The organism is Pseudonocardia sp. ICBG601, assembly GCF_020496245.1.
Genome location: NZ_JAHLJA010000148.1, coordinates 3,005,200 through 3,030,653, shown reverse-complemented (window position 1 = coordinate 3,030,653; position 25,454 = coordinate 3,005,200). Strand labels below are relative to the sequence as shown.

The 25,454-nt window shown below is 76.0% G+C and carries 24 protein-coding genes; 6 read left to right on the top strand and 18 right to left on the bottom strand.

What is annotated here, in order from left to right; genetic code table 11:
* Positions 1 to 32 precede the first annotated feature (32 nt).
* Positions 33 to 1,244, top strand: a complete 1,212-nt coding sequence (locus tag KPL57_RS43785; RefSeq protein WP_226356265.1) for a sensor domain-containing protein — start codon at positions 33 to 35, stop codon at positions 1,242 to 1,244.
* Positions 1,235 to 1,879: a response regulator transcription factor gene (locus tag KPL57_RS43780; RefSeq protein ID WP_226356264.1), complete on the top strand. Its 645-nt coding sequence runs from the start codon at positions 1,235 to 1,237 to the stop codon at positions 1,877 to 1,879. The genes KPL57_RS43785 and KPL57_RS43780 overlap by 10 nt, the downstream gene beginning before the upstream one ends.
* 144 nt (positions 1,880 to 2,023) lie before the next feature.
* Here KPL57_RS43780 and KPL57_RS43775 read toward each other — a convergent pair whose 3' ends face one another.
* The 7 genes from KPL57_RS43775 to KPL57_RS43745 form a co-directional block, all read right to left on the bottom strand.
* Positions 2,024 to 2,812: an SDR family oxidoreductase gene (locus KPL57_RS43775; RefSeq protein WP_226356263.1), complete on the bottom strand. Its 789-nt coding sequence runs from the start codon at positions 2,810 to 2,812 to the stop codon at positions 2,024 to 2,026.
* Between the two features lie 190 nt (positions 2,813 to 3,002).
* Positions 3,003 to 3,809 carry a helix-turn-helix domain-containing protein gene (locus KPL57_RS43770; protein ID WP_226356262.1) on the bottom strand — a complete coding sequence of 269 codons (807 nt, stop codon included), beginning with the start codon at positions 3,807 to 3,809 and terminating at the stop codon, positions 3,003 to 3,005.
* A gap of 53 nt (positions 3,810 to 3,862) precedes the next feature.
* The gene (locus KPL57_RS43765) at positions 3,863 to 4,915 is read right to left on the bottom strand and encodes an LLM class flavin-dependent oxidoreductase (protein ID WP_226356261.1); all 1,053 of its coding nucleotides are present in this window, start codon (positions 4,913 to 4,915) and stop codon (positions 3,863 to 3,865) included.
* A gap of 36 nt (positions 4,916 to 4,951) precedes the next feature.
* On the bottom strand, positions 4,952 to 5,551 hold the full coding sequence (hisB, locus tag KPL57_RS43760; protein WP_062404576.1) for an imidazoleglycerol-phosphate dehydratase HisB: 600 nt from the start codon (positions 5,549 to 5,551) through the stop codon (positions 4,952 to 4,954).
* Positions 5,552 to 5,562: 11 nt separating this feature from the next.
* Complete coding sequence (locus KPL57_RS43755; protein WP_226356260.1) at positions 5,563 to 6,684, bottom strand: histidinol-phosphate transaminase; 1,122 nt, start codon at positions 6,682 to 6,684, stop codon at positions 5,563 to 5,565.
* Positions 6,681 to 8,009: a histidinol dehydrogenase gene (hisD, locus tag KPL57_RS43750; RefSeq protein WP_226356259.1), complete on the bottom strand. Its 1,329-nt coding sequence runs from the start codon at positions 8,007 to 8,009 to the stop codon at positions 6,681 to 6,683. Before hisD ends, KPL57_RS43755 begins: the two co-directional genes overlap by 4 nt.
* Positions 8,010 to 8,043: 34 nt before the next feature.
* Positions 8,044 to 9,522, bottom strand: a complete 1,479-nt coding sequence (locus KPL57_RS43745; protein WP_226356258.1) for a hypothetical protein — start codon at positions 9,520 to 9,522, stop codon at positions 8,044 to 8,046.
* A gap of 171 nt (positions 9,523 to 9,693) precedes the next feature.
* On the opposite strand from KPL57_RS43745, the gene KPL57_RS43740 reads away from it, so the two are divergent.
* Entirely contained in the window at positions 9,694 to 10,884 is a 1,191-nt protein-coding gene (locus KPL57_RS43740; protein ID WP_226356257.1) for a DNA glycosylase AlkZ-like family protein, read from the top strand.
* A 33-nt stretch (positions 10,885 to 10,917) separates the two neighbouring features.
* Here the strand turns inward: KPL57_RS43740 and nadC are convergent, their stop codons facing one another.
* From nadC to nadA, 3 genes are read right to left on the bottom strand one after another with little or no spacing between them, the layout of a single operon-like run.
* Positions 10,918 to 11,805, bottom strand: a complete 888-nt coding sequence (nadC, locus tag KPL57_RS43735) for a carboxylating nicotinate-nucleotide diphosphorylase (RefSeq protein ID WP_226356256.1) — start codon at positions 11,803 to 11,805, stop codon at positions 10,918 to 10,920.
* A complete protein-coding gene (locus KPL57_RS43730) occupies positions 11,802 to 13,388 on the bottom strand; it encodes an L-aspartate oxidase (RefSeq protein WP_226356255.1) in 1,587 nt (528 codons plus the stop codon). Before KPL57_RS43730 ends, nadC begins: the two co-directional genes overlap by 4 nt.
* Positions 13,389 to 13,399: 11 nt before the next feature.
* A complete protein-coding gene (nadA, locus tag KPL57_RS43725; RefSeq protein ID WP_226356254.1) occupies positions 13,400 to 14,398 on the bottom strand; it encodes a quinolinate synthase NadA in 999 nt (332 codons plus the stop codon).
* Positions 14,399 to 14,564: 166 nt separating this feature from the next.
* Between nadA and KPL57_RS43720 the strand changes: the two genes are divergently transcribed.
* Together KPL57_RS43720 and KPL57_RS43715 are read left to right on the top strand one after the other, a co-directional pair.
* Complete coding sequence (locus KPL57_RS43720) at positions 14,565 to 15,275, top strand: NUDIX domain-containing protein (RefSeq protein ID WP_374203846.1); 711 nt, start codon at positions 14,565 to 14,567, stop codon at positions 15,273 to 15,275.
* 13 nt (positions 15,276 to 15,288) lie between these two features.
* Positions 15,289 to 15,960, top strand: a complete 672-nt coding sequence (locus KPL57_RS43715; protein ID WP_226356707.1) for an LON peptidase substrate-binding domain-containing protein — start codon at positions 15,289 to 15,291, stop codon at positions 15,958 to 15,960.
* Between the two features lie 2 nt (positions 15,961 to 15,962).
* Here KPL57_RS43715 and KPL57_RS43710 read toward each other — a convergent pair whose 3' ends face one another.
* Together KPL57_RS43710 and KPL57_RS43705 are read right to left on the bottom strand one after the other, a co-directional pair.
* Complete coding sequence (locus KPL57_RS43710) at positions 15,963 to 17,591, bottom strand: ABC-F family ATP-binding cassette domain-containing protein (protein ID WP_226356253.1); 1,629 nt, start codon at positions 17,589 to 17,591, stop codon at positions 15,963 to 15,965.
* A gap of 128 nt (positions 17,592 to 17,719) precedes the next feature.
* Positions 17,720 to 18,280 (bottom strand): type II toxin-antitoxin system PemK/MazF family toxin, encoded by a 561-nt coding sequence (locus KPL57_RS43705; RefSeq protein WP_226356252.1) that lies wholly within the window; start codon positions 18,278 to 18,280, stop codon positions 17,720 to 17,722.
* An 81-nt stretch (positions 18,281 to 18,361) separates the two neighbouring features.
* On the opposite strand from KPL57_RS43705, the gene KPL57_RS43700 reads away from it, so the two are divergent.
* Positions 18,362 to 19,399 carry a zinc-dependent alcohol dehydrogenase family protein gene (locus KPL57_RS43700; protein ID WP_226356251.1) on the top strand — a complete coding sequence of 346 codons (1,038 nt, stop codon included), beginning with the start codon at positions 18,362 to 18,364 and terminating at the stop codon, positions 19,397 to 19,399.
* Between the two features lie 9 nt (positions 19,400 to 19,408).
* Here the strand turns inward: KPL57_RS43700 and KPL57_RS43695 are convergent, their stop codons facing one another.
* The 6 genes from KPL57_RS43695 to KPL57_RS70755 form a co-directional block, all read right to left on the bottom strand.
* On the bottom strand, positions 19,409 to 19,630 hold the full coding sequence (locus tag KPL57_RS43695; RefSeq protein ID WP_226356250.1) for a hypothetical protein: 222 nt from the start codon (positions 19,628 to 19,630) through the stop codon (positions 19,409 to 19,411).
* Complete coding sequence (bioB, locus tag KPL57_RS43690; RefSeq protein ID WP_226356249.1) at positions 19,627 to 20,634, bottom strand: biotin synthase BioB; 1,008 nt, start codon at positions 20,632 to 20,634, stop codon at positions 19,627 to 19,629. The genes KPL57_RS43695 and bioB overlap by 4 nt, the downstream gene beginning before the upstream one ends.
* Positions 20,631 to 21,335: a dethiobiotin synthase gene (gene bioD, locus KPL57_RS43685; protein WP_226356248.1), complete on the bottom strand. Its 705-nt coding sequence runs from the start codon at positions 21,333 to 21,335 to the stop codon at positions 20,631 to 20,633. The genes bioB and bioD overlap by 4 nt, the downstream gene beginning before the upstream one ends.
* The gene (locus KPL57_RS43680; protein WP_226356247.1) at positions 21,332 to 22,513 is read right to left on the bottom strand and encodes an 8-amino-7-oxononanoate synthase; all 1,182 of its coding nucleotides are present in this window, start codon (positions 22,511 to 22,513) and stop codon (positions 21,332 to 21,334) included. The genes bioD and KPL57_RS43680 overlap by 4 nt, the downstream gene beginning before the upstream one ends.
* A 75-nt stretch (positions 22,514 to 22,588) precedes the next feature.
* Positions 22,589 to 22,978, bottom strand: a complete 390-nt coding sequence (locus KPL57_RS43675; RefSeq protein ID WP_020623876.1) for a co-chaperone YbbN — start codon at positions 22,976 to 22,978, stop codon at positions 22,589 to 22,591.
* A 49-nt stretch (positions 22,979 to 23,027) separates the two neighbouring features.
* A complete protein-coding gene (locus tag KPL57_RS70755) occupies positions 23,028 to 25,337 on the bottom strand; it encodes a bifunctional SulP family inorganic anion transporter/carbonic anhydrase (RefSeq protein WP_226356246.1) in 2,310 nt (769 codons plus the stop codon).
* Between the last annotated feature and the right edge of the window lie 117 nt (positions 25,338 to 25,454).

Below are 25,454 nucleotides of genomic sequence, written 5' to 3'. Positions count from 1 at the left end.
GCACTGCCGCTTCCGTCTCGTACCGTCACGGCGTGCGGATCGTGACGGCCTGGCAGGCGCTGGACCAGCAGCCGCTGCGGTTCCTCGCGACGGCGTGGCCGTGGCGCTCGCTGGCCTTCCTCCTGACCGGTGCGCTGCTGGGGGCCGGGCTCGTCGGCGTCGTCGCGGTCGGGACGTCCGGGCTCGCGCTCGGCGGACCGTGGGTCGCCGCCGGCACCGCCGTGGTCCTGGTGGTGTCCGTGGGCCTGGCGGGCAGGCCGCTCGCCGCTCTGGAGCGGGCCCGGTTGCGCCTGGTCGACACCGCACCGCTGCCGGCCCCGCCGCGCCCGGCCGGGCGGTGGTGGTCGGCGGCCCGTTGGCGGGCCCCGCTGACCTGGCGCGAGATCGGGTTCGCGCTGCTCGCCGCCACCGCGCTGGCCGCGCTCGACGCCGGTGTCCTCGGCTTCTCCCTGGTCCTGCCGGTGCTGCTGTTCGTCTCCCCCATCGACGACCCGACCGCCTGGCCGCTTGTCGCGCTCGGGATCCTGCTGCTCGCCGCGACCCCGTGGACGGTCACCGCGTGGGCCGGTGCGCGGGCGACGCTGACCCGCACCGTCCTCGGACCACGCGGCACCGAGCTGGCCCCCGACCTGTCCGACGTCGCGACCCGGCGGCTGCTGGGCGCGTTCGCGACCGAACGGGCCCGGATCGAGCGGGACCTGCACGACGGCGCCCAGCAACGGCTCGTCGCGCTCGGGGTGACCCTCGGCCTGGCCCGCCTCGACGCCGTCGACGGCTCGGCCTGCGCGGCGCGGCTCGACACGGCCCGCGACGAGCTCGGGCTGGCGCTGACCGAGCTGCGTGACCTGGTCCGGGGGCTCGACCCGGCGACGCTGGCCGACAATGGGCTCGCCGTGGCCGTCGCGGACCGGGCCCGGCGCTGCCCGGTGCCGGTCGAGGTGGACCTGCACCTGCCCGTCGAGCTGCCGCCGGCCGTCGCCGGGACCGCCTACTTCGTGCTCACCGAGGCGCTGACCAACATCGCCCGCCACAGCGGCGCCACCACCGCCTCGATCGGCGGGGGCCGGCACGCCGACCAGCTCGTCCTGGAGGTCCGCGACGACGGCCGGGGCGGCGCCGACCCGACGGGCGGGACCGGTCTGTCCGGGCTCGCCGAGCGGGTCGCCCTCGCCGGCGGCCGGCTGCGGCTGTCCAGCCCGGAGGGCGGACCGACCCTGCTGCGGGTGGAGCTGCCGTGCGGGTGACCGTCGCCGAGGACTCCGTGCTGGTGCGCGACGGGATCGTCGGGGTACTGACGCGGTTCTCCCACACCGTCGTCGACGCGGTCGGCGACGCCCCGGCCCTGTTGGCGGCGGTCCGAGCCGACCGGCCCGACCTGGTCCTGACCGACGTCCGGATGCCCGCGGGCCCGGACAGCGGGCTGCGGGCCGCGGTGGAGCTGCGCCGGGCCGGCCCCGGCCTGCCCGTGCTGGTGCTGTCCCAGGTGGTCGCCCCGGTCGCCGCAGAGGAGTTGCTCGACACCGGCGACGGCGCCGGCGTCGGCTACCTGCTGAAGGACCGGGTGGCAGACGTGGCCGGGTTCGTCGCCGCCGTCGAGCGGGTCGGCGCGGGCGGGACGGTGCTGGATCCCGAGGTGGTGGCCCGGCTGGTGCGCCGTCGTCGCGACCCGGTCGCGCGGCTGTCCCCGCGCGAGCGCGAGGTCCTCGACCTGATGGCACAGGGGCGCTCCAACGCCGAGGTCGCCGCGGCGCTGGTGCTCTCCGACGCCGCGGTGAACAAGCACGTCAGGTCGGTGTTCACCAAGCTCGACCTGCCAGCGGACGCCCCCGGGCACCGCCGGGTGCTGGCGGTGCTGGCCTGGCTCCGGTCGGCGGGCTGACAACCCGCCCGCGGGCGGCCGCGCCGGGCCCGGCGCGGCACACCACCGGGGCGCGCCGCGTCGGCGTGATCATCAGTACGTCAGCGTTGCTCCACCGGTGCGCGACAACGCTGACGTACTGATGATCATGGGCCGCGGGGCCGTTCAGCCTGCCGGGACCCGGCGGTAGCGCGTCGCCAGTTCCGTACTCTGTCCGGCGAACGCGGCGAGCCCCGCCTCGGCCGCGGACCGGAGCAGTCCCGCGTCCTCGACACCCGGGGCGCACACCACCTCGCCGAGCTCGAGCCCCCGCAGACCGGCGGTGACGACGTCCTCGGGGCCCATCCGCGGGACGGCGCTCAGGTCGAGGCCCTGCCGGGTGTGGAACTCGGTGGCCACCACACCGGGGCACAGGGCCTGGACGCGGACCCCGGCGGCGGCGACCTCGGTGGCCAGCAGCTGGGAGAAGGCCACGAGGTGGGCCAGCGCGCCCCCGTAGACCGCGCGCGGCGGCCCGGCCGCGGCGGGCGCGGGACCGCTGAAGGCGATCATGCCGGCGACGTTGACGACGGCGCCGCCCCCGCGGGCGACCATCGGCCCGACCGCGGCGCGGGAGATCATCGTCGGGGCGATGACCTTGAGGCCCAGCAGCTCCCGGGCCCGGGCCGCGGGCAGGTCGGCCAGCGGCATGTAGTGGGCGACGCCGGCGTTGTTGACCAGCAGGTCCAGGGGCCGCTCGGCGGCGAGGCCGGCGACCCGGTCGATGCCGGCGTCGGTGGACAGGTCCGCGGTGACGGTCTCGACGTCGTGGCCGGGGTGCCCGGCGGCGAACGTGTCGAGGCGCGCGGTGTCACGTCCGACGACGATCAGGTCGTACCCGTCGGCGGCGAGGCGCTCGGCGAAGGCCCGGCCGATGCCGGAGGTGGCGCCGGTGACGAGGGCGAGGGGGCTCACGGGTGTCGTTCCTCCGGGAGGGGTCGGTGCTGGCCCCACCAGCCTGGCCCGGCCGGAGGCGGGTGCACAGGCCCCGTCGTTCGGGGTCCTCGCAGGGCCCCCCACCCGGTGATCCGCGGTGCGCGTGCAGATCCGCGGTCCGCGTGCGTCCGGACGCGCGCGAGGGGCGGATCTCCGCGCGGACCCGCGATCAGCCGGGGGTGAGGTCGGCGAGGCGGTCGGCGTCGTCGCCGCCGGGTGCGGCGAAGTACACGACCAGCACCTGGCCCCGGGTGCCCGGGACCGGGTAGTTGACCCGGCGCAGCGCCAGGGCCCCGGCCCGTGGGTGCTCCCAGCGCACGACGGCGCCGGTGAGCAGGTCGACGTCGTGGCGTCGCCAGACCTCGCGGAACGTCGCGCTCGCCGCCGACAGCTCCTCGACCAGGGCGGCGACGGCGGGGGTCGTCAGGTCGGGACCGAGCGACGCCCGGAACTCGGCCACCATCGTCGCGGCGTCGCGGTCCCAGTCCGGGTGCAGTGCGCGCTCGGCGTCGTCGAGGAACATCGAGCGGAGCCGGTTGGCGCCGGGGCGGATCGCCGGGGAGAGCGCCCCGGCCGCCGCGTTGGCGGCGAGCACGTCGAAGGCGCGGCTCTCGACGAACGCGGGGAGGCCGACGGCGTCGAGCAGCAGCCGGCTGCCCTCGGGAACCTCCTCCCCGGCCGGGCCGGAGGTGTCCGGCTCCCCCGGCCGGACGAGCCCGTGCAGGTGGGCCGTGGCCGCGGCGTCGAGCTGCAGGACGCGGGCGAGCGCGGTGAGGACCTGGGCCGACGGGTTGGTGTCGCGCCCCTTCTCCAGCCGCACGTAGTAGTCGACGCTGATGCCCGCCAGCGTCGCCACCTCCTCGCGGCGGAGCCCCGGGGTGCGCCGGGGGCCGGTGCCGGGCAGCCCGACCTCGGCGGGGGCGACGAGCGCCCGCCGCGCCTGCAGGTAGGTGCTCAGCGCAGTGGGTCCGGCCACGGACCCACCCTAGGACGCCCGCGCCCCCGGCCCGCCCCGGTGCCCGGCCCGCCTCAGCTGCCGGTGACCGCCGCCGCGACCTGGTGACCGGCCGGCGCCCAGCCGATCGCCGGGGCGACCCGCTCGGCGATCGAGCGCAGCAGGTGCGCGTTGTACTCCACACCGAGCTGGTTGGGCACGGTGAACAGCACGTAGTCCGCCTCCCGCACGGCGACGTCCTCGGCGAGCTCGGCGGCGATCCGGTCCGGGTCGCCGACGTAGCTGCGGCCGAACCGGGACCGGGCGCCGTCGAGGATCCCGACCTGGTCGTCCTCGCCGCGCTCCCCGAAGTAGCGGCGGTCGAGGTCGGTCGTGACCGGGATGACGCTGCGCGACACCGACACCAGCGGGGTGCGCTCGTGCCCGGCGGCGGCCCAGGCCTCGCGGTAGCGCAGGATCTGCTCGGCCTGCAGCCGGTCGAACGACTCGCCGGTGTCCTCGGTGAGCAGCGTCGAGCTCTGCAGGTTCATGCCCTGGGTCGCGGCCCACTCGGCGGTGGCCCGGGTGCCCGCGCCCCACCAGATGCGGTCGCCGAGGCCCGGGGACTGCGGCTGCACCGGCAGCGCGACGTGCCGCCCGCGGGTGCGGGACGGATCGGCGGGCGCCACCCCGGCACCGCGGATCGCGGCGAGGAACACCTCGGCCTTGGCGCGGGCGGCGTCGGCGTGGGTCTGCCCGTCGGCGGGCCGGTACCCGAAGGCCTCGGCGCCGTTCAGCGCGATCTCGGGCGACCCCCGGCTCACGCCGAGCTGCAGCCGCCCGCCGGAGAGCAGGTCGGTCGCGGCGGCCTCCTCGGCCATGTAGAGCGGGTTCTCGTAGCGCATGTCGATCACGCCGGTGCCCATCTCGATCCGGCTGGTGGTCGCCGCGATCGCCGCGAGCAGCGGGAACGGGGCGGCCAGCTGGCGCTCGAAGTGGTGCACGCGCACGAAGGCACCGTCGATGCCGATGTCCTCCGCGGCGCGCGCCAGCTCCACGGTCTGGCGCAGCGCGTCGGCGGCGGTGGGGGTCCGGGACCCGGGGACCTCCCCGTGGTGCCCGAACGACAGGAACCCGATCTTCGTCATGCCCTGTCCAACAGAAGTTGAGGGCTCAACATTCCCTCAGAGGGCGCCCTTGGTGGACGGCACCCCGGTCACCCGCGGGTCGGGCTCGGTCGCGGCCCGCAGCGCCCGGGCGACGGCCTTGAACTCGGCCTCGGTGATGTGGTGCGGGTCGCGGCCGTCGAGCACCCGGACGTGCAGGGCGAGGTGCCCGTGGAAGGCCAGGGACTCGAACACGTGCTTGTTCAGCACGGTCGGGTAGTGCCCGCCGACGACGAAGCCGCGCATCATCTCCGGCTCGCCGGTGCACACGGTGTAGGGCCGGCCGGAGACGTCGACGACGGCCTGGGCGAGGGCCTCGTCCATCGGGATCCAGGCGTCGCCGAAGCGGCGGATGCCCTTCTTGTCCCCCAGCGCCTGGCGGATCGCCTGACCCAGCACGATCGCGACGTCCTCCACGGTGTGGTGGGAGTCGATCTCGATGTCGCCCTCGGCGTGCACGGACAGGTCGAAGCTGCCGTGCTTGCCGAACGCGTCGAGCATGTGGTCGAAGAACGGGACCTTGGTGGCGATGTCGGTGCGCCCGGTGCCGTCGAGGTCGATCTCGACGACGATGCGCGTCTCCTTGGTGACGCGTTCGACGCGTCCGATGCGGCTCACCTTGTCGGTCGTCACAGCAGCTCCTTGGTGGCGAGGTCGGTGGCGGCGGCGAGGAAGGCGTCGTTCTCCTCCGGCGTGCCCACGGTGACCCGCAGCCGCTCGGGGATGCCGACGTCGCGGATCAGCACGCCCTGGTCGAGGAACCCCTTCCAGGCGCGGCCGGCGTCGGCGAAGCGTCCGAAGAGGATGAAGTTGGCGTCGGAGGCGACGACGTCGTAGCCGGCGGCGGCGAGCTCGCCGGAGATCCGGTCCCGCTCGGCGGCGAGCAGCGCCACCGAGCCGAGGGTGGCCTCGGCGTGGCGGAGCGCGGCCCGCGCGGCGGCCTGCGAGAGAACCGACAGGTGGTACGGCAGCCGCACGAGCTGCAGTGCGTCGATCACCGCGGGCGCGGCGGCGAGGTAGCCCAGCCGGCCGCCGGCGAAGGCGAACGCCTTGCTCATCGTCCGCGACACCACGAGCTTGTGGCCGTGCGTCGCCAGCAGGGTCGTGGCGCTCGGGCGGCCGGTGGCCTCGGCGAACTCGGCGTAGGCCTCGTCGACGACGACCATGCCGGGGGCGGCGTCGACCAGCCGGGCCAGGTCGGCCGGGGCGACCGACTGCCCCGTCGGGTTGTTCGGGCTGGTCACGAACGTGATGTCCGGGGCCTTCTCACCCAGGACGGCGACGGCCGCGTCGACGTCGAGGGTGAAGTCCTCCCGGCGCGGCACCGGGACGAACTCGGTCTGCGTGCCGGAGGCGAGGATCGGGTGCATCGAGTAGCTGGGCACGAAGCCGAGCGCGGTCCGGCCGGGCCCGCCGAAGGTCTGCAGGATCTGCTGGAGGATCTCGTTGGACCCGTTCGCGGCCCACAGGTTCGCCGTGGTCAGCTCGACCCCGGTCTGCCGGGACAGGTAGGCGGCGAGGTCGCCCCGCAGCGCGACGAGGTCGCGGTCGGGGTACCGGTGCAGCTCACGGGCCGCCTCCTCCACCGAGGCGGCGACGTCGGCGACCAGCTCGGGCGGCGGCGGGTACGGGTTCTCGTTGGTGTTGAGCCGCACCGCGACGTCGAGCTGCGGTGCGCCGTACGGGCTCTTGCCGCGCAGGTCCTCGCGCAGCGGCAGGTCCGCGAGCCGGACCGACGAACCGGCGGTCACGCCCCGGCCCCCTCGAACCGGGCGGTCACGGCCTCGCCGTGGGCGGGCAGGTCCTCGGCGTTCGCCAGGGTCACGACCCGGTCGGCGACCTCGGCCAGCGCCGCGCGGCCGTAGTCGACGACGTGGATGCCGCGCAGGAACGTCGCCGTCGACAGCCCGCCGGAGTGCCGCGCGCAGCCACCGGTCGGGAGCACGTGGTTCGACCCGGCGCAGTAGTCGCCCAGCGACACCGGCGACCAGGCCCCGACGAAGATCGCGCCGGCGTTGCGGACCTTCGCCGCGTCGCCCGCGGAGTCGGCGGTCTGGATCTCCAGGTGCTCGGCGGCGTAGGCGTCGACGACGGCGACCCCGTCGGCGGTCGAGGACACCAGGATGACCCCGGACTGCGGCCCGGTCAGCGCGGTGCGCACCCGCTCGGTGTGCTTGGTCGCGCCGACCCGGGTCTCCAGCTCGGCCTCGACCCGCTCCACCAGCGCGTCGGAGGTCGTGACCAGCACCGATGCGGCGTTCGGGTCGTGCTCGGCCTGCGAGATGAGGTCCGCGGCGACGTGCGCGGCGTCCGCGGTGTCGTCGGCGAGGATCGCGATCTCGGTGGTGCCGGCCTCGGCGTCGATCCCGACCAGGCCGCGCAGCATCCGCTTGGCGGCGGTGACGTAGACGTTGCCGGGGCCGGTGACCATGTCGACCGGCTCCAGCTCGGCGCCGTCGGTGTCGGTGCCGCCGTAGGCCAGCAGGGCGACGCACTGGGCGCCGCCGACGGCCCACACCTCGTCGACGCCGAGCAGCGCGGCCGCCGCCAGGATCGTCGGGTGCGGGCGTCCGCCGAACTCCGCCTGCGCCGGGGAGGCGACGACCAACGACTCCACGCCCGCCGCCTGCGCCGGGACCACGTTCATGACCACGCTCGACGGGTAGACCGCCAGCCCGCCCGGGGCGTAGAGCCCGACCCGGCGGACCGGGACGAACCGCTCGGTGACGGTGCCGCCGGGGACGACCTGGGTGACCACGTCGGGCCTGCGCTGCTCGGCGTGCACGATCCGGGCGCGCTCGATCGAGGTCTCCAGGGCCGCGCGCACGTCCGGGTCGAGGTCGCGCAGGGCACCGGAGATCGCCTCGGTCGGGACGCGCACGGTCTCCGGGCGGACCCGGTCGAAGCGCTCGGTGGCGTCCAGCGCGGCGGCGGCGCCGCGGTCGCGCACGTCCTCCACCAGCGGGCGGGCACGCTCCAGAGCGGCGTCGATGTCCAGCTCGGCGCGCGGCATCATGCCGCGCAGGGTGGCCGGACGGGGCAGCGGTTCGGCTCGCAGGTCGAGGCGGCGGAGCATGGCTCCCAGGGTACGGCGGTGCCCCGACGGCCCCTCAGCCCACCGGGACCACGACCAGGTTCCCCGCACCCGCCCACGGCGTCCCGACGTCGACGCCGTCCGGGTGGTGCCCGCGCCGGTGCACCAGCCGGGTGGTCCCCCGCTCGTACGGGGCGGGCCGCAGGAACAGGTAGTTGACGTCGTAGAGCACCGAGGCGACCGGGCCCGCCCCGGCACGGCGGGCCGCGATCCGGGTGAGCATCGGGGCGCGTTCGGACAGCGGGTCGTCGATCGTGCAGCGCTCGTCGCAGAAGTACGCCAGCGCGCCCAGCTCCCCCGCGCTGACCACGGTCCCGTGCAGCCCGGCCGCGACCCGCGCGTACTCGGCGGCGGTGGCGTGGTTGGTCGAGATCGGCGCGAGCCGCCACGGCACCCCGTGCCCGACGTCGGACGCGGTGGACGACACCGCGAGGACGGCCAGCACGGCGGTGAGCAGCGTCGACGTCGCCACGGACAGGGTCGCGACCGCCCGCGGCACCGGAACCCCGCGCCGGACGGGCCGGACGAGCGCCCCGGCCGACCACGCGGCCAGCACGGTCAGCGCACCGGCCGCGGGGCCGTAGTACCAGTGGTAGGGCGCCGTCCCGATCACGACGAACGCCGCCGCGTGCACCGCCGCGCCCAGCCCCAGGACCGTCACCGCCGCCCGGCCCCGGCGTCGCACCGCCACCCAGGCGAGGCCGCCCACCACCCCGGCGACGGCCGGGAGCAGCGCGAGCACCGTCGCCACCGGGAACACCCTGGCGTAGACCGTCAGGCCGTTCGCGAACGTGACGTGGTCGCGGCCCCAGCTGTCGCCGACCTTCCACAGCAGCGTGTCCGGCACGAAAGAGCCCAGCACGACCCACGAGAACAGGTACCAGGGCGCGGCGACCAGGAACGCCGCCGCGCCGACCGCCCGCCACCGCCGGCGCAGTGCCGGGACCCCGACGGCCGCGAGGACGGCGACGACGACCAGGTCCGGCCGGGTGAGCACGAGCAGTGCACACAGTACGCCCGCGGTGCGCGCCCGGCCGGTGACCGCGGCGTGCGCGAGCCCGGCGAGCAGGGTGACCGCCAGGTACGTCTCGAGCCCCACGGTGGACAGCAGCAGCGGGTTCGCCAGCAGCAGCGGCGCCGGGAGCGCGGCCGTCCAGCCGGGCAGCCCGAGCGACCGGGCGGTCGTCGCGGTCCAGTGGGTGAGCAGCGCCATCAGCCCGGCGAGCACGATCCCGGCGGCGAGCACGGCGTCGCGGACGACGAGCGTCACCGCCGCCAGCAGCAGCACGTTCAGCGGGGAGGTCGCGGTGTTCGCGGGGAGGCCGGGCGAGACACCCCATTCCCCGTGCAGCGCCAGAGTGCGGACGTAGGCGAGGGTGATGTAGGCGTCGTCGATCAGGGCCCCGCGGACCAGGGCGAACGCGGCCGCCGCGAGCAGGGCGGCCGCGGCGGGCAGCACCGCGGCGGACCAGCGCGGCGCGGGTGGCGCGGGCACGCGGTGGCGGCCCCGGCGCGTCTCCCACGGGTGGGGCTCCGGAGCCGACCGTCCCGGGCGGACCGCGGCGAGCACGGACCGAGAATGGCAGGTGGGCGCGGTGCCCCGGACGCGGACACGTCACTCCGCCGGGTGAGGTGGCGGTCCGGCCGGACGTGACAGTCTGCGCGCGTGACCCGGCACGTGACCGACGACGAGCGCCGCGCCCGGCTGGTGACCCGCCACCGGCTGGCCCCGCACACCCGCACCGACGACGTCGTCGCGATCAGCGACGACCTGGTCGCGCTGCACTCCACCGACCCGGGCACGGTGTACCTGTCGGCGGCCGCGCGGATGGCGGCCCCGTCGCTCGACCCGGTCGACACCGCGCTGCACACCGACCGCACCCTGCTGCGCCACCACGCGATGCGCCGCACGCTCTGGGTGTTCGGCCACGCCCACGCCGCGCTCGCCCACCACGCCGCCACTGTCGACGTCGCCGCCGTCCAGCGCCGTGACCTGCTGCGTCAGGCCGCCGCGGCCGGCCACGCCGACCCCGAGGCCTGGTACGCAGAGGCCGCCGACCGGGTCCTGGAGGTGCTCGCCGAGCGGGGCCCGACCGCCGCCCGCGACGTCGCCCGCGCACTGCCCGACCTCGCCGCGCAGCGGCTCGTCCTGCCCGGCGGGGGCCCGCAGCCCGCCCACACCCGGGTGCTGCTGGTGCTCGGGTTCGAGGGCCGGGTGCTGCGGACCCGGCCGATCGGGACGTGGGTCAACGGTCAGTACCACTGGGCCGCCGCCGACGACTGGGTCCCCGGCGGGATCGGCCCCGCGCCCGGCCCGGACGGCGGCACCCGTCGCGCCGCCGCGGCCGGGCTGGCCCGCGCCCAGCTGCGGGCGTTCGGGCCGGTCCGCCGCGACGACCTGAAGTGGTGGGCGGGCTGGACCGTCGCCGCCACCACCACGGCGCTGGCCGACGTCGGCGCGGTCGAGGTGACCCTCGACGGCGGGGGCACCGGGTTCCTGCTCCCCGACGACCTCGACCCGGTCCCCGATCCCGGGCCGTCGGTGGCGCTGCTGCCGTGCCTCGACCCGTCGACGATGGGCTGGAAGGCCCGCGACTGGTACCTGCCCGCCGAGGTGGCACCGGAGCTGTTCGACCGCAACGGCAACGGCGGCGCGGCGGTCTGGGTGGACGGTCGCATCGTCGGGATCTGGGCGCAGCGCCCGGACGGCGAGATCGCGACCCTGCTGCTCACGCCGGTCGCGGCCCGGGCGCGGGCGGAGGTGGCGGCCGCCGCGCGACGGCTGCGCGAGCTCCTGGGCGACGCCCGGGTCTCCGCCCGCTTCCCCGCCCCCGCCCAGCCCCGGCTGCTCGCCTGACGGCACCCCTCCCGGGGTGCCGTCCGGCAGGGCTCACTCCAGGTCGAGCCCCAGGTCGAGCGCGGTGACCGAGTGGGTCAGCCCGCCGACGGCGAGGAAGTCGACGCCGGTGGCCGCGTAGTCCCGGGCGCTGCCCAGGGCCAGCCCGCCGGAGGACTCCAGCAGCGTCGCCCGGTCCCCGCGCCGCCGCACCGCCTCGGCCGTCTCCGCGACGGTGAAGTTGTCCAGCAGCACCAGCTCGGCGGCGAGCTCCAGGACCTCGTCGAGCTGGTCGAGCGAGTCGACCTCCACCTCGCACGGCAGGTCCGGGGCGAGCGCGCGGGCCGCGGCCAGCGCCGCGGACACCGACCCGGCCGCCGCGACGTGGTTGTCCTTGATCAGCACCGCGTCGCCGAGCCCGAGCCGGTGGTTCACCCCGCCGCCGCACCGCACGGCGTACTTCTCCAGCAACCGCAGTCCCGGCAGCGTCTTGCGGGTGTCCCGGATCCGGGCCCCGGTGCCGTCGACGGCGTCCACCCAGGCGCGGGTGGCCGTCGCGATCCCGGACAGGTGCGTGAGCAGGTTCAGCGCCGTGCGCTCGGCGGTGAGCAGCCCGCGGACCGGGGCCCGCACCGTGAGCGCCGGGGTCCCGGCGGTGAGCCGGTCACCGTCGGCGGCCCCGGCGAGCACCGTGTAGCCGCCCGCGCCCAGCACCTCGTCGAGCACGGCGCGGGCGGCCGGGAGCCCGGCGAGCACCCCGTCGGCCCGCGGGGTGAACGACGCGGTCGCCACGGCCCCGGCGGGCACGGTCGCCGCCGTCGTCGCGTCCGGGCCGTAGCGCAGGTCCTCCTCCAGCGCGGTGCGCACGACGCGCAGCAGGTCGTCGGGGTCGGGGACACCGACCTCGGTGACCCCGCCGACCCCGGCGGCGACGGCGCTCATGCGACACCCGCCAGCGCCTCGTCGGCCACGACGACCGGCCGTCCCGTGGCGTCGACCCGCACCCGCAGCGACGAGCGCTGGTACGTGTCGTCGCGGTCCGGGAAGTCGGTGCGCACGTGGCAGCCGCGGGTCTCCCGGCGGGTGCCGGCCGCGGCCAGCACGGCCTGGGCGATCAGGGTGAGCGCGGCGTCCTCGACTCCGGCGCGGCCGGCCGGGACCGCGGTGGCGGTGACGGCCTCGATCGCGTCCGACGCCCCGGCGAGCCCGGCGGCGTCGCGGCCGATCCCGGCGCTCACCGACATGGCCCGCTGCACCACGGTGCGGTCGGCCACCGGCAGCGCCGGGACCGTCGCGGCCGGGGTCGGCACCCCGGTCGGACCGGCGTCGGCGAGCACCGCGCGGACCACCCGCTCCCCCACGACCAGCCCCTCCAGCAGCGAGTTCGACGCCAGCCGGTTCGCCCCGTGCAGCCCCGTCCGGGCGACCTCGCCCGCGGCGTAGAGGCCGGGCACCCCGGTCCGGCCGGACGTGTCGGTGACGACGCCGCCGCAGGCGTAGTGCGCGGCGGGGGTCACCGGGATCGGCTCGGTCAGCGGGTCGATCCCGGCGGCCCGGCAGGACGCGTACACGGTCGGGAACCGTGCGGCGAACCCGTCGAGCGCGGTGGCGTCGAGCCAAGCGCACTCGCTGCCGGTCTCGGCCATCCGGCGGGTGATCGCCGCGGCGACGACGTCGCGCGGGGCGAGGTCGGCCCGCGGGTGGACCCCGGCCATGAACGCGGTGCCGGCCCGGTCGCGCAGGACCGCGCCCTCACCGCGGACGGCCTCGGTCACCAGCGGGCGACGCCCGGCGGTGCCGCTGCCGGGGCCGGTCCACAGCACGGTCGGGTGGAACTGCACGAACTCCAGGTCCGCGGCGACCGCACCGGCGCGCAGGGCGAGCGCGACGCCGTCGCCGGTGGAGGTGCCCGGGTTGGTGGTGGAGGCGTAGAGCTGGCCGTAGCCGCCGGTCGCGAGCAGCACCGCGGGCGCGGACAGCACCCCGGCGCGGCCGTGGGCGTCGAGCACCGTGAGGCCGGCGACCCGGCCTGCGTCGCGCAGCACGTCGGCGGCGACGTGCCCGTCGAGCACGGTGAGCTGCGCCGAGCGGGTGGCGGCGACCAGGGCGCGCTCGATCTCCGCGCCGGTCGCGTCGCCCCCGGCGTGGACCACCCGGTACGCCGAGTGGCCGCCCTCGCGCGTGCGGTCCAGCCGGCTGCCGCGGGCGTCGAACAGCGCACCGCGTTCGCGCAGCCTGCGCACCGCGTCCGGCCCGGCGCGCACGATCGTCTCGACCGCGGCGACGTCGTTCAGCCCGCCGCCCGCGGCGACGGTGTCGGCGACGTGGGAGTCGAGCGTGTCCCCGGCGATGTCGCCGAGCACGACGGCCACCCCGCCCTGCGCCCAGCGGGTGGAGCCCTCGCCGATGCCGTCCTTGGTGACGACCACGACGCGCAGCCCGGCCGCGGCCGCGTCGAGCGCGGCGGTCAACCCGGCCACCCCGGACCCGACGACGACCAGGTCGGCGCCGGCCTCCCAGCTCACCCCCCGCGCCGTCACTCCCCGCCTCCGGGCTGACCGATCTCGATCATCCGCTGCACGGCGGCGCGGCCGCGCGCGGCGAGGTCGGGGTCGACGTGGACCTCGTCGGTGCCCTCGCGGACCGACCGCAGCAGCGCCTCGGCGGTGATCATCTTCATGTAGGGGCAGGACGCGTTCTCGTTCACCGCGCGGAACTCGATCTCCGGGGCGGCCAGGCGCAGCTGGTGCAGCATCCCGACCTCGGTCGCGACGAGCACCTCCGTCGCGCCGGTGGCGCGGGCGGCGTCGATCATCCCGCCGGTGGAGAGGATCCTGACCTGCTCGGCGGGCACCGCGCCGGTGCCCGCCAGGTAGAGCGCGGAGGTCGCGCAGCCGCACTCGGGGTGCACGAACAGGTCGGCGCCGGGGTGGGCCGCGGCCCGGTCGGTGAGCTGCTTGCCGTTGATGCCGGCGTGCACGTGGCACTCCCCGGCCCAGACGTGCATGTTCTCCCGCTCCAGGGTGCGCCGGACGTGCGCGCCGAGGAACTGGTCGGGCAGGAACAGCACCTCGCGGTCGCGCGGGATCGAGTCGACGACCTCGACGGCGTTGGAGGAGGTGCAGCAGATGTCGGTCTCCGCCTTCACCGCGGCGGTGGTGTTGACGTAGGAGACGACGACGGCGCCCGGGTGCTCGGCCTTCCACTCCCGCAGCTGGTCGGCGGTGATCGAGTCGGCCAGCGAGCAGCCGGCCCGCGCGTCGGGGATCAGCACGGTCTTGTCCGGGCTGAGGATCTTGGCGGTCTCGGCCATGAAGTGCACGCCGCAGAACACGATCGTCGACGCCTGCGACTCGGCCGCGATCCGGGACAGCGCGAGCGAGTCCCCCACGTGGTCGGCGACGTCCTGGATCTCGGGCAGCTGGTAGTTGTGCGCCAGCAGGACCGCGTCCCGCTCGCGGGCCAGCGCACGCACCTCGTCGGCCCAGCCGGGGTCGGTCCCCGTGCCGCCGGGTGCCGTCAGCGTTCCGGTCATTGCGCCCTCCCGGGCCGTGTCGGGTTTTCGCCTAGCGGGCGGAAACTGGTCGGATAGTAGCACCGGTCGTGCGCCACCGGCACCTCCGTCGTGACCGGGACCTCACCTGACGGACACCCCGCCGTCACGTCCCGGTGCCGCGGCCGGTCCGCCCTAGGCTGGGCCCGTGACACCGCCACCCGCCCTGCACGAGGTCCTCGCCGTCGTGCTCAGGATCCGGGAGGGCCGGGCGGGCGCCCTGCTCTGGCAGCGCGCCCTGGACCCGGACGCCGGACGCTGGGCACTGCCCGGCGGCACCCTGGGCCCCGACGAGGACGTCGAGACCTCCGTGCGCCGCCAGCTGGCCGAGAAGGTCGACGTCCGCGAGGTCGCCCACGTCGAGCAGCTGTCGGTGTTCTCCGACCCGGCCCGTTCACCCGGCAAGCGCCGCATCGCCACCGCGTTCCTCGGCCTGGTCCCCTCCGACGCGGACCCGGAGCTGCCCGAGGACACCGCGTGGCACGAGGTCGAGGACCTGCCCGCGACCGCGTTCGACCACGCCGCGATCGTCGCGGCGGCGCGGGACCGCCTGCGCGCCAAGCTCTCCTACACCAACCTCGGGTTCGCGCTCGCCCCCGCGGAGTTCACGATCTCGGCGCTGCGCGAGCACTACGTCGCCGCGCTGGGCCACGAGGTGTCGGCGACGAACCTGCAACGCGTCCTCACCCGTCGCGGCCTGCTGGAGCCCACCGGCGAGGTCGTCCCGTCGGGCCGTTCCGGCGGCCGCCCGGCCGCGGTGTTCCGGTTCACCGACCGCGGGATGCGGGTCACCGACGCGTTCGCCGTGCTCCGGCCACCTGCGCGACCCGGCGGGCCCCGCGACGGCGTACTACCGTGAGCCGGTGTCCGCCATGCTTCCGCTGTTCCCGTTGGGGACGGTGCTGATGCCGGGTGCGGCGCTTCCCCTCCACATCTTCGAGCCCCGCTACCGCCAGCTCACCGTCGACCTGCTCACCGGTGCCGTCCCCGACCGCGAGTTCGGTGTCGTCGCGGTGCGCGAGGGCCATTCGCCGGACCGCTCCGGGGCCGCCGGGATGCACGCCGTCGGCTGCACGGCGGTACTCATCGACGCCCGCCGGCTGCCCGACGGCCGCTACGACGTCGTCACCCGCGGGGCCCGCCGCTTCCGCCTGCTCGACCTCGACGCGGGCTCGCACTCCTACCTCTGCGGCGAGGTCGAGTTCCTGCCCGACGACACCGGCGACGAGGCAGACCCCCGGCTGGTGGCGATGCTGGAGCGCTCCGCCCGCGCGGCGCACCGCGAGTACTGCGACACCGCGTGGCGGACCGGCGACTGGTCCGAGCCCGCCGACGACACCCCCACCGCCGACCTCGCGCACCTGCTGGCCGGGGACTGCCTGCTGCCCCTGGGCGACCGCCAGCTCCTGCTGGAGCAGACCAGCGCGGTGCAGCGGCTCCGGGAGATCCGCCGGCTGCTCGCCCGCGAGCGCGGCCTGCTGGAGACCCTGCGGGCGGTGCCCGCGCCGCTCGGGTCGTTCCCCGACGAGCACAGCCCGAACTGAGCTCACCCGCCGACGGCGAAGTGCGGCCCGTCCCAGCGCCGGCGCAGCCACCGGTCGTGCGAAGTGACGACGACGGTCCCCGGCGCGGTCCCGAGCGCCGCCTCCAGCTCTCCGGCCAGCCGCAGCGAGACGTGGTTGGTCGGCTCGTCGAGCAGCAGCAGGTCCGGGGCGTCGGCGACGGCGACGGCCAGGGCAAGCCGCCGTCGCTGGCCGAGGCTGAGCTCCCCGACCGCGGTGCCGTGCTCACGCGGATGCAGCAGCCCCAGCTCGCGCAGCGGGACGGTCTCGGCCCGCTCCACGCCGACGGCGTCGGCGTAGGCGGCCGCGGCGCTGCGGTCGGGCGGGCCGACGTCGGGGTCCTGGGCCAGCAGTCCGACCCGGCGCGCCCGCACGTCCACGGTGCCCGCGTCCGGTGCGAGGTCGGCGTGCAGGACCGCCAGCAGGGTCGACTTCCCGGCCCCGTTCGGGCCGGTGACCAGAAGCTTCTCCCCCACGGCCAGGTCGAGCAGGTCGAGCCGCAGCCGGCCGTCGACCCGCAGGTCCCGGATGCTCACGGCGAGCCCGCCGGCCGGGGCGTCGCCGGTGAGGTGCCCGGCGAACTCCAGCGGCCGGGGCGGCTTGCGGACCGCCTCGCGCTCGGCGGTCTCCAGGCGGCGCTGCGCGTCGTGGACGCGGCGGGCCCGGGTGCGTTCGACGCCCGCCCCCTTGAAGGCGTGGACGAACTTGTCGTTGTCGCGCGGGCCGCGCCCGGGGGCGATCGTCGACAGCCCGGCCCGCGACTTCTCCCGCAGCGCGGCGATCTCCTCCTGCTCCGCGGCGAAGCGCTCCTCCCAGCGGCGGCGGCTCGCCGCGGCGGCGTCGAGGTACTCGGTGAACGAGCCGCCGAACCGGCGTCCGCCGTACCCGTCGGTGCCGAGCTCGCCGGCGTCGAGGTCGAGCAGCTCGGTGCAGACCCGGTCGAGGAAGGTGCGGTCGTGGCTCGCCGCGACGACGACGCCCGGCAGCTCCACCAGCGAGCGTTCCAGCAGCTCCAGGGCGGCGTCGTCGAGGTGGTTGGTGGGTTCGTCGAGCAGCAGCACCGCGGGGCGGCGGACCAGGGCGGCGGCCATCGCGAGCCGGGTGCGCTCACCCCCGGACAGGGTCGCGACCGGCCGGTCCCGCTCCAGGTCGGCGACGCCGAGCGTGCCCGCGGTGACCTCCGCGCGCCGGTCGGCGTCCCACGCGTCGTGGGCGATCGCCCAGGCCAGCACCCGGTCGTAGGCGGCGGCACCGGTGCCGTCGGCCAGGTCGGCGGCCAGGCGCTCCAGCTCGGCGACGGTGTCGTGCAGCGGGCGCAGCGCGGCGTCGAGCAGGTCGCCGACGGTCCCCCCGTCGCCCAGGTCGGGTTCCTGCGGCAGGTACACCCGGTCCGCGGGCACCGTGAGCGTCCCGCCGTCCGGGGTGTCGACGCCGGCGAGCAGCCGCAGCAGCGTGGACTTGCCCGAGCCGTTCTCCCCGATCAGGCCGACCCGGGTGCCCGGCGCGGCGACGAGGTCGACGCCGTCGAGCACCGGCGGGCGGCCGGCGCGGGTGGCGTGGGACCGGACCAGCCCGCGGGCGGTGACGGCGTGGACCTGCTCGGTCGATGACATGACGACGACTCCGGTGGAGACGGAGGGAGGACCGCAGGGGCGTGTGCCGCGTCCGCGGTCGAGGGGGTCGTCAGTGCCTCATGATGACGGCGACCGTACCGGGTGCGCCCGTGCGGCGCACCCGTGTTTCAGCGCCAGCCGTAGCGCGACCGCAGCTCGGTCGCGACCCGGTCGAACCGCGCCCGGTCCAGCACCGCACCCTCCCGGCGGATGCCGTGCTCCTCGACCTCCAGCACCCGGTCGAGCCGGATGTAGGAGTCGCGGCCCTCGCGGTCCCAGGCGCCGGAGCCGATCCCGACCCAGTCCGGGTCGTGGGCCCGCTTGTCCTGGCTGGACAGCATCAGCCCGAGCAGCTCGTCACCCGAGCGCCCGACGACGAGCAGCGGCCGGTCCTTGCCCTGGCTCGCGTCCTCCTCGTAGGGCACCCAGGTCCAGACGATCTCGCCGGGGTCCGCGGCGCCGTCGGGCTCGGGGGCGTAGGCGACCTCCCGGGCGCGGTCGCCGGTCGGCGCGGTCCGCACCCGCCCGGCCGTCGGCGGCGGACCCGGTCGCGGCCCGCCGTGACCACCCTGCTGGCCCTGCCGCGGGCTCTGCTGCGGGGTCTGCCGCGACTCCTTCTGCGAGTCCTTCAGGAACTGCATCGCCACGTCCGCGGCCCTGCGCAGGACCGAGCCCCAGTTGATCGCCATGCCCGCCAGCCTGCCGCATGTGCGGCGCGTCACCGCGACCGGGCGCGCATGAACGGTTCCGCATGCGGGCATCCGCCAGGCATGAAGGCGACTCTGATCCACGGGAAGCACGACGTCCGGGTGTCGTCGGACGTCCCCGACCCGAGGCTCCGCGACGACACCGACGCGATCGTGCGGGTGCTGCGCTCCTGCATCTGCGGCAGCGACCTGTGGCCGTACAACGCGGCGGAGGACTCCACCGAGGGCAAACGCATCGGCCACGAGTTCCTCGGCGTCGTCGAGGAGGTCGGGTCCGGCGTCCGGAACCGCAGGAAGGGCCAGCTCGTCGTCGCACCGTTCGTGTGGGCCGACAACACCTGCGACTTCTGCGCCCAGGGCCTGCAGACCTCCTGCCGGCACGGCGGCGGCTGGGGCTCCGACGGCACCGACGGCGGGCAGGGCGAGGCCGTCCGCGTCCCGTTCGCCGACGGCACCCTGGTCCCGATGCCCGGCGAGCCGGACGACGTGCTGCTCGCCTCGATGCTGACCCTGTCCGACGTGTTCCCCACCGGCCACCACGCCGCCGTCTCGGCGCGGGTGCGGCGCGGCGACACCGTCGCCGTCATCGGTGACGGCGCGGTCGGGCTGTCCGCGGTGCTGGCCGCCAGGCGCCTCGGCGCCGAGCGCATCATCCTGCTGGGCCGCCACACCGACCGCACCGACCTGGGCCGGGAGTTCGGCGCCACCGACGTCGTCCCCGAGCGCGGCGACGAGGGCATCGAGAAGGTCCGCGAGCTCACCGGCGGCGACGGCGTCGACGCGGCGCTGGAGTGCGTCGGCTACAGCGAGGCCGTCCGCACCGCCATCGAGATCACCAAGGACGGGCGGCTCGTCGGCCGGGTCGGGGTGTCCCAGTACACCGACGTCCCGCTGGGCGTCGGCGCGTTCATGCGCAACGTCGGCGTGCACGGGGGCGTGGCGCCCGCGCGCGCCTACATCGAGGAGCTGCTGCCCGACGTGCTGGAGGGCACCATCCAGCCGGGGAAGGTCTTCGACCGCACGATCGGCCTCGACGAGGTCCCCGACGGCTACCGCGCCATGAACGACCGCGAGGCCCTCAAGGTCCTGATCAAGCCCTGACCGGACCCGCTACCGGCTGGACCGCTCGCCGTGCCTGCTGCACCGGGCGGTCCAGCCCACCGGGTCGACCTGCACGACCATCCGCCGCGCGCAGTCCGGGCAGAACCGCGGGGGCTCCAGCTCCCGCCGCGCGGAGCACCGGTCGTGGCCCGCCGACGCGTCGGGGTGCCCGCACTGGTCGCAGAACGGGCCGCCGCCGGAGCGGGTGGACGCCTGCACCGGCGCCGTCACAGCGTCTCGTTGAGGGCCTTGATCGGCATCTCCAGCTCGCCGAGCAGGTCGATGTCGGACTCGGCCGGGCGCCCCAGCGTCGTCAGGTAGTTCCCGACGATCACCGCGTTGATCCCGCCGAGCAGGCCCTTGCGGGCGCCCAGGTCGCCGAGGGTGATCTCGCGGCCACCGGCGAAGCGCAGGATCGTGCGCGGCAGCGCCAGGCGGAACGCGGCGACGGTGCGCAGCGCGTCCGGCCCGGACATCGGCTCCAGGTCCCCGAACGGGGTGCCCGGGCGCGGGTTGAGGAAGTTCAGCGGCACCTCGTCGGGCTCCAGCTCGGCGAGCTGCCCGGCGAACTCGGCGCGCTGGTCCAGGGTCTCCCCCATCCCGACGATGCCGCCGCAGCAGACCTCCATGCCGGCCTCGCGGACCATGCGCAGGGTGTCCCAGCGCTCCTCCCAGGTGTGGGTGGTGACCACGTTCGGGAAGTGGCTGCGGGCGGTCTCGAGGTTGTGGTTGTAGCGGTGCACGCCCATCGCGGCGAGCTCGTCGACCTGCTCGGCCGTGAGCATCCCCAGCGAGCAGGCGATGTTGATGTCGACCTCGTCCCGGATCGCCGCGATGCCGGCGGCGACCTGGGCCATGAGCCGCGCGTCGGGCCCGCGGACGGCGGCGACGATGCAGAACTCGGTGGCACCGGTCTTCGCGGTCTGCTTGGCGGCCTCGACGAGCATCGGGATGTCCAGCCAGGCCGAGCGCACCGGCGAGGCGAACAGGCCCGACTGGGAGCAGAAGTGACAGTCCTCGGGGCACCCGCCGGTCTTGAGCGAGATGATCCCCTCGACCTCGACGTCCGGCCCGCACCAGCGCATCCGCACGTCGTGGGCGAGCTCGAGCAGGTCGTCGAGGCGGTCGTCGGGCAGGTCGAGCACCTCGCGCACCTGGGTGACGGTGAGGCCGCGGCCCTGCTCGAGGACCTGGTCGCGCGCGACGGTGAGGACGTCGGTCCGGGCGGTCGTCATGCCCGTGGATCCTGCCAGTCCCCCAGCTGGATCGGACCCAGTGTGTCCCGGGCCACCGCGGTGAAACGGTCCGGTGTCACCCGTCCGAGACCCTCGGGCAGCAGGCCGCGGACCAGCACCCGGGTGATCATCGGAAGGTCCTGGAGGTTGCAGCGCTCGGCCAGGTCGGGCGCCGCCGGCCAGGACCCGATCACGATCCCCGCGCAGGTCAGGCCGCGCGCCCGGAGCGCCTCGACAGTGAGCGCGGTGTGGTTGAGCGTGCCGAGCCCGGCCGCCGCGACCACCACGACCGGGGCGTCGAGCAGCCGGGCGACGTCGGCGAGGGTGCCGCCCTCGTCGGTGAACCGGACGAGCAGCCCACCCGCACCCTCGACGAGGACGAGGTCGTGGTGGTCGGCCAGCGTCCGCGCGGTCACCGCGGCGTGCTCCGGGGTCACCGGGCGTGCCCCGCAGCGCCGGGCCGCGGTCGCCGGGGCCAGCGGGTCGGGATAGCGGGCCAGCTCCCGGGTGGTGACCCCGGGGACGAGGCGGGCGACCTCGTCGACGTCGCCGGGGTCGTCCGGGCCGATCCCGGTCTGGGCGGGCTTGAGCACCGCCACCCGCTCCCCCGCCGCGACCGCGACGGCGGCCAGCGCGGCGGTGGCGACGGTCTTGCCGACCCCGGTGCCGGTACCGGTGACGACCACGAACCGCCCGGTCACGCCGGGGCCCCCGTCCGGGCGTCGGCGAGCACCTCGGCGAGCACGCCGGTCGCGAACGACAGCTGCGCCCCGGTCAGCCCGGCGCGGGCGGTGAGCCGCAGCCGGGAGGTGCCCGGCGGGACCGACGGCGGCCGGAAGCAGCCCACCCGCAGCCCGCGCCGCAGGCAGGCGGCGGCCGCGGCGACCGCGGGGCCGGGCTCGCCCAGCACCACCGGGACGACCGCGGACACCGGCACCGCCGCGTCGCAGGCGGCGGCGAGCGCACCGGCGACCCGCAGCACGTCCTCGGCCCGCTCGGGCTCGGAGGCGAGCACCCGCAGCGCGGCCAGCGCCGCGCCCGTCGCGGCGGGGGCGAGGCCGGTGTCGAAGATGAACGAGCGCGCGGAGTCGACCAGGTGCGCGGTGACCGCGGCCGGGCCGAGCACCGCACCGCCCTGGCTGCCCAGCGCCTTGGACAGGGTCACGGTGGCGACGACGTCGTCCGCCCCGGCCAGCCCGGTCTCGGCGAGCAGGCCGCGCCCGCCCGGGCCGCGGACCCCGAGACCGTGGGCCTCGTCGGCGAGCAGCACCGCGCCGCGGGCCCGGCAGACCCGGTGCAGCGCGGCGAGCGGGGCGAGGTCGCCGTCGGCGGACCCGACCGAGTCGGTGACGACGAGCGCGCGGGTCTCGGTGCGGGCGGCCAGCGCGGCGTCGACGGCGTCGACGTCGGCGTGCGGCACGACGACCACCCGGGCCCGGGACAGCCGGCAGGCGTCGACCAGGGAGGCGTGCGCGGCGGCGTCGGACACGATCAGCGCGCCGGGGCCGGTGAGCGCGGTGACCACCCCGAGGTTGGCGGTGTAGCCGGAGGAGAACACCAGGGCGTCGTCGTGGCCGCAGAACGCGGCGAGCTCGGCCTCCAGCTCGGCGTGCAGCGCGGTCGAGCCGGTGACCAGCCGCGACCCGGTGGCGCCCGCACCCCAGGTGCGCAGCGCCGCGGTCGCCCCGGCGACGACCCGCGGGTCGGCCGAGAGCCCGAGATAGTCGTTGCCGGCGAGGTCGAGTGCGGGCCCGCCCGCGGGGTCGGCCGGACGCGGGGACAGCCTGCGGCGCAGACCGGCCTCGGTTCGGGCGCGGGCGTGGGTGTCGAGCCAGGCCAGCGGGCGGGGTCCGGGCGGCGTCGGGTCGGGGCCGGTCACGCCCACACCCTAGGCACGACGGAGCCCCGCCCACCCTGAGGTGTACGGGGCTCCGTGGGTCGTGCGGACGCCGGGTCAGGCCTGCGGCGCCTCGCCCTGCTGCTTCTCCTGCTCGGCGACGGCGGCACGGACCTCGTCCATGTCGACCGCCTTCACCTGGCCGATGAGGTCCTCGAGGGCCTCGGCGGGCAGCGCGCCCGGCTCGGAGTAGAGCACCACGCCGTCGCGGACGGCCATCACGGTCGGGATCGAGGAGATCCCGAACGCGCCGGCCAGCGCCTGCTGGGCCTCGGTGTCGACCTTGCCGAAGGTCACGTCCTGGTGCTTCTCGGAGGCGGCGTCGTAGACGGGGGCGAACTGGGTGCACGGCCCGCACCAGGACGCCCAGAAGTCGATGAGCACGGTCGTCCCGGGCGCGCCCACGACGTCGTCGAAGTTGTCGGTGGTCAGTTCCACGGTGGCCATACGGTCCCCAACGACGTCGTGGGTGCGGATTGTTCCCGGATGCGCGGGCTCAGACCTTCAGCAGCCGGCGGGCGGCGGCGGTGGCCCCGTGACCGTGTCCGGCGGCGATCCGGTCGAGGTCCGAGCCCCCGGTGCCGACGTCGGCGCGGGGCTCGACGAACCGGCCCGCGGCCTCGTCGAGGACGAGCACACGGGCGCTGCGGATGTCGTAGAACAGGCCCAGGACTTCGGCGCCGGAGTCCTGCGCCCGCAGCATCTCCAGCTGCATCGTGACGTTCACCATCGCCAGCTGGTCGGCCTCGCCGAACCCGTCCCGTGCGGCGGCGACGGCGACCGGGTGACCGTTCTCGTAGGCGCGCAGCACCGGCCGTGCCTCGCGCAGCCACTGGCCGAGCGCGGAGTCCCCGCTCGCGCCGCCGGCGAGCAGCCCCTGCATCGCGCCGCAGCCGGAGTGGCCGCAGACGGCGACGATCGGGACGTCGAGGGTGCCGGTAGCGAACTCGACGGCGGCCGCGGTGCCGGGCCCGACGACGAGGTTGCCGACGTTCTGCACGGTGAACACGTCGCCCGGGCCGCTGTGGGTGATGACGTGCGGCAGCACCCGGGAGTCCGCGCAGGTGATCATCATCGCGGACGGGGACTGCCCGTCGGCGAGCCCGGTCATGGTCGGGAGGATCGCCTCGGAGGTGTTGTCGTGGTACGCGGCGACGCCGGCCATCAGCGTCCCCGACGCGTGCCCCTCGGTCTCCCTGCCCTGCCACTCGCCCCAGGTCAGGAAGCCGGCGCCGGGCGCGGTGGCGCGGCGGGCCTGCTCGGGCTCGATCACGGTCACGGTGGCGCCGGTGCCCTCGTGGCGGGCCTTCCAGGCGAGCAGGTGGTCGTAGGCGGCGTGGTCGAGGTAGTCGGTGACCAGCCGGACGGTGACGTCGCAGCCGCGCGGGACGGAGTTCAGCTCGCGGGACAGCCGCGGCACGGCCAGGAAGCTCAGCGAGCCCTCGACGACGAGCTCGCAGCTGCCGTCGTCGGCCTGCTCCAGGTGCGGGCGGGACCGGACGGCGCGCCAGAGCAGCATCAGCCCGGCCAGGACCAGCCCGATGACGACGCCCTCGAGCAGGTTCAGGAACACGACGCCGAGCAGGGTGGCGGCGTAGATGGCCAGCTCACCGTGCTGGCGGGCGGTGCGGATCTCGGCCGGCTTGACCAGGCCGACACCCATCATGACCAGCAGACCGGCCAGTGCGGCCATCGGGATGAGCTCGATGACGCCGATCAGGACGATCGCGAACAGCGCGATCCAGACGCCGTGCAGCACCGCCGACGCGCGGGTCTCGGCGCCGGCCTTGACGTTCGCGGCGGACCGGACGATCACCCCGGTGATGGGCAGGCCGCCGATCATGCCGGAGACGGTGTTGGCGGCACCCTGGCCGAGCAGCTCACGGTCGGTGTCGGTGCGGGTGCCGGGCTTCATGCGCTCCACCGCGACGGCGGACAGCAGCGACTCGACGCTCGCGATCAGCGCGATGGTCAGCATGCCGAACAGCACGCCGCCCCAGTTCGACTCCGGCAGCGCGGGCAGCGACAGCGCGTCCAGGAGCGAGCCCCCCAGCTGCACCCGGACGACGTCGGCGAAGGCGAGGGAGACGACGGTGGCCGTGACGATCGCGACCAGCGCGGCCGGGACGACGGTCAGCGTCGCGGGCAGCCGGTTCCAGGTCAGCATGATCGCGATGACGATGCCGCCGAGGAGCAGCGCGGGCCAGGACAGGTTCGCGATCGCGCCGGGCAGCGCGGCGATCGAGTTGACGCCGCCGGTCTGCGCCTGGCCACCGAACACGACGTTCAGCTGGCCGAGGGCGATGGTGGCGCCGATGCCCGCGAGCATGCCGTGGACGACGGCGGGCGGGATGGCCTGGGCGAACCGGGACAGCCGGGTCAGCCCGAAGACGATCTGCAGGACACCGGCGCCCGCGGTGATCAGCGTGGTGACCTGCCAGCCGAAGGTGTTGACCAGCTCGGCGACGATGACGGTCAGACCGGCGGCGGGGCCGGAGACCTGGAGCTTCGAGCCGCCGAGCAGACCGGCGACGACGGCACCGACGACGGCGGCGATGAGGCCGGCCAGGATCGGGGCGCCGGAGGCGACGGCGATGCCCAGCGAGAGGGGCACCGCCACGAGGAACACGACGATCGAGGCGGAGAGGTCCGCCCGGGCGTGCGGGAACGTGCGGCCGAACCAGGATCCGCCCGGCGGCGAGTGCTCACCGCGGCCGGACTCGGCCGGGGCGTGCTCGTGGTCCTGCACGCGGTGTTCGGTGTTACTGGTGGTGCTGGTGGTGCTGGAGTGACTGTGCGTGGCCACCGGATCCTCCGTATCGGTCCGTGGGGGGCGCCGGACCGCGACGGTGCGGTCGACTGGGGCGGGTCGCGCGGTGCGCGACCGGCGGAGCGGGTGCGGCCGACCGGACGAATGCGATCG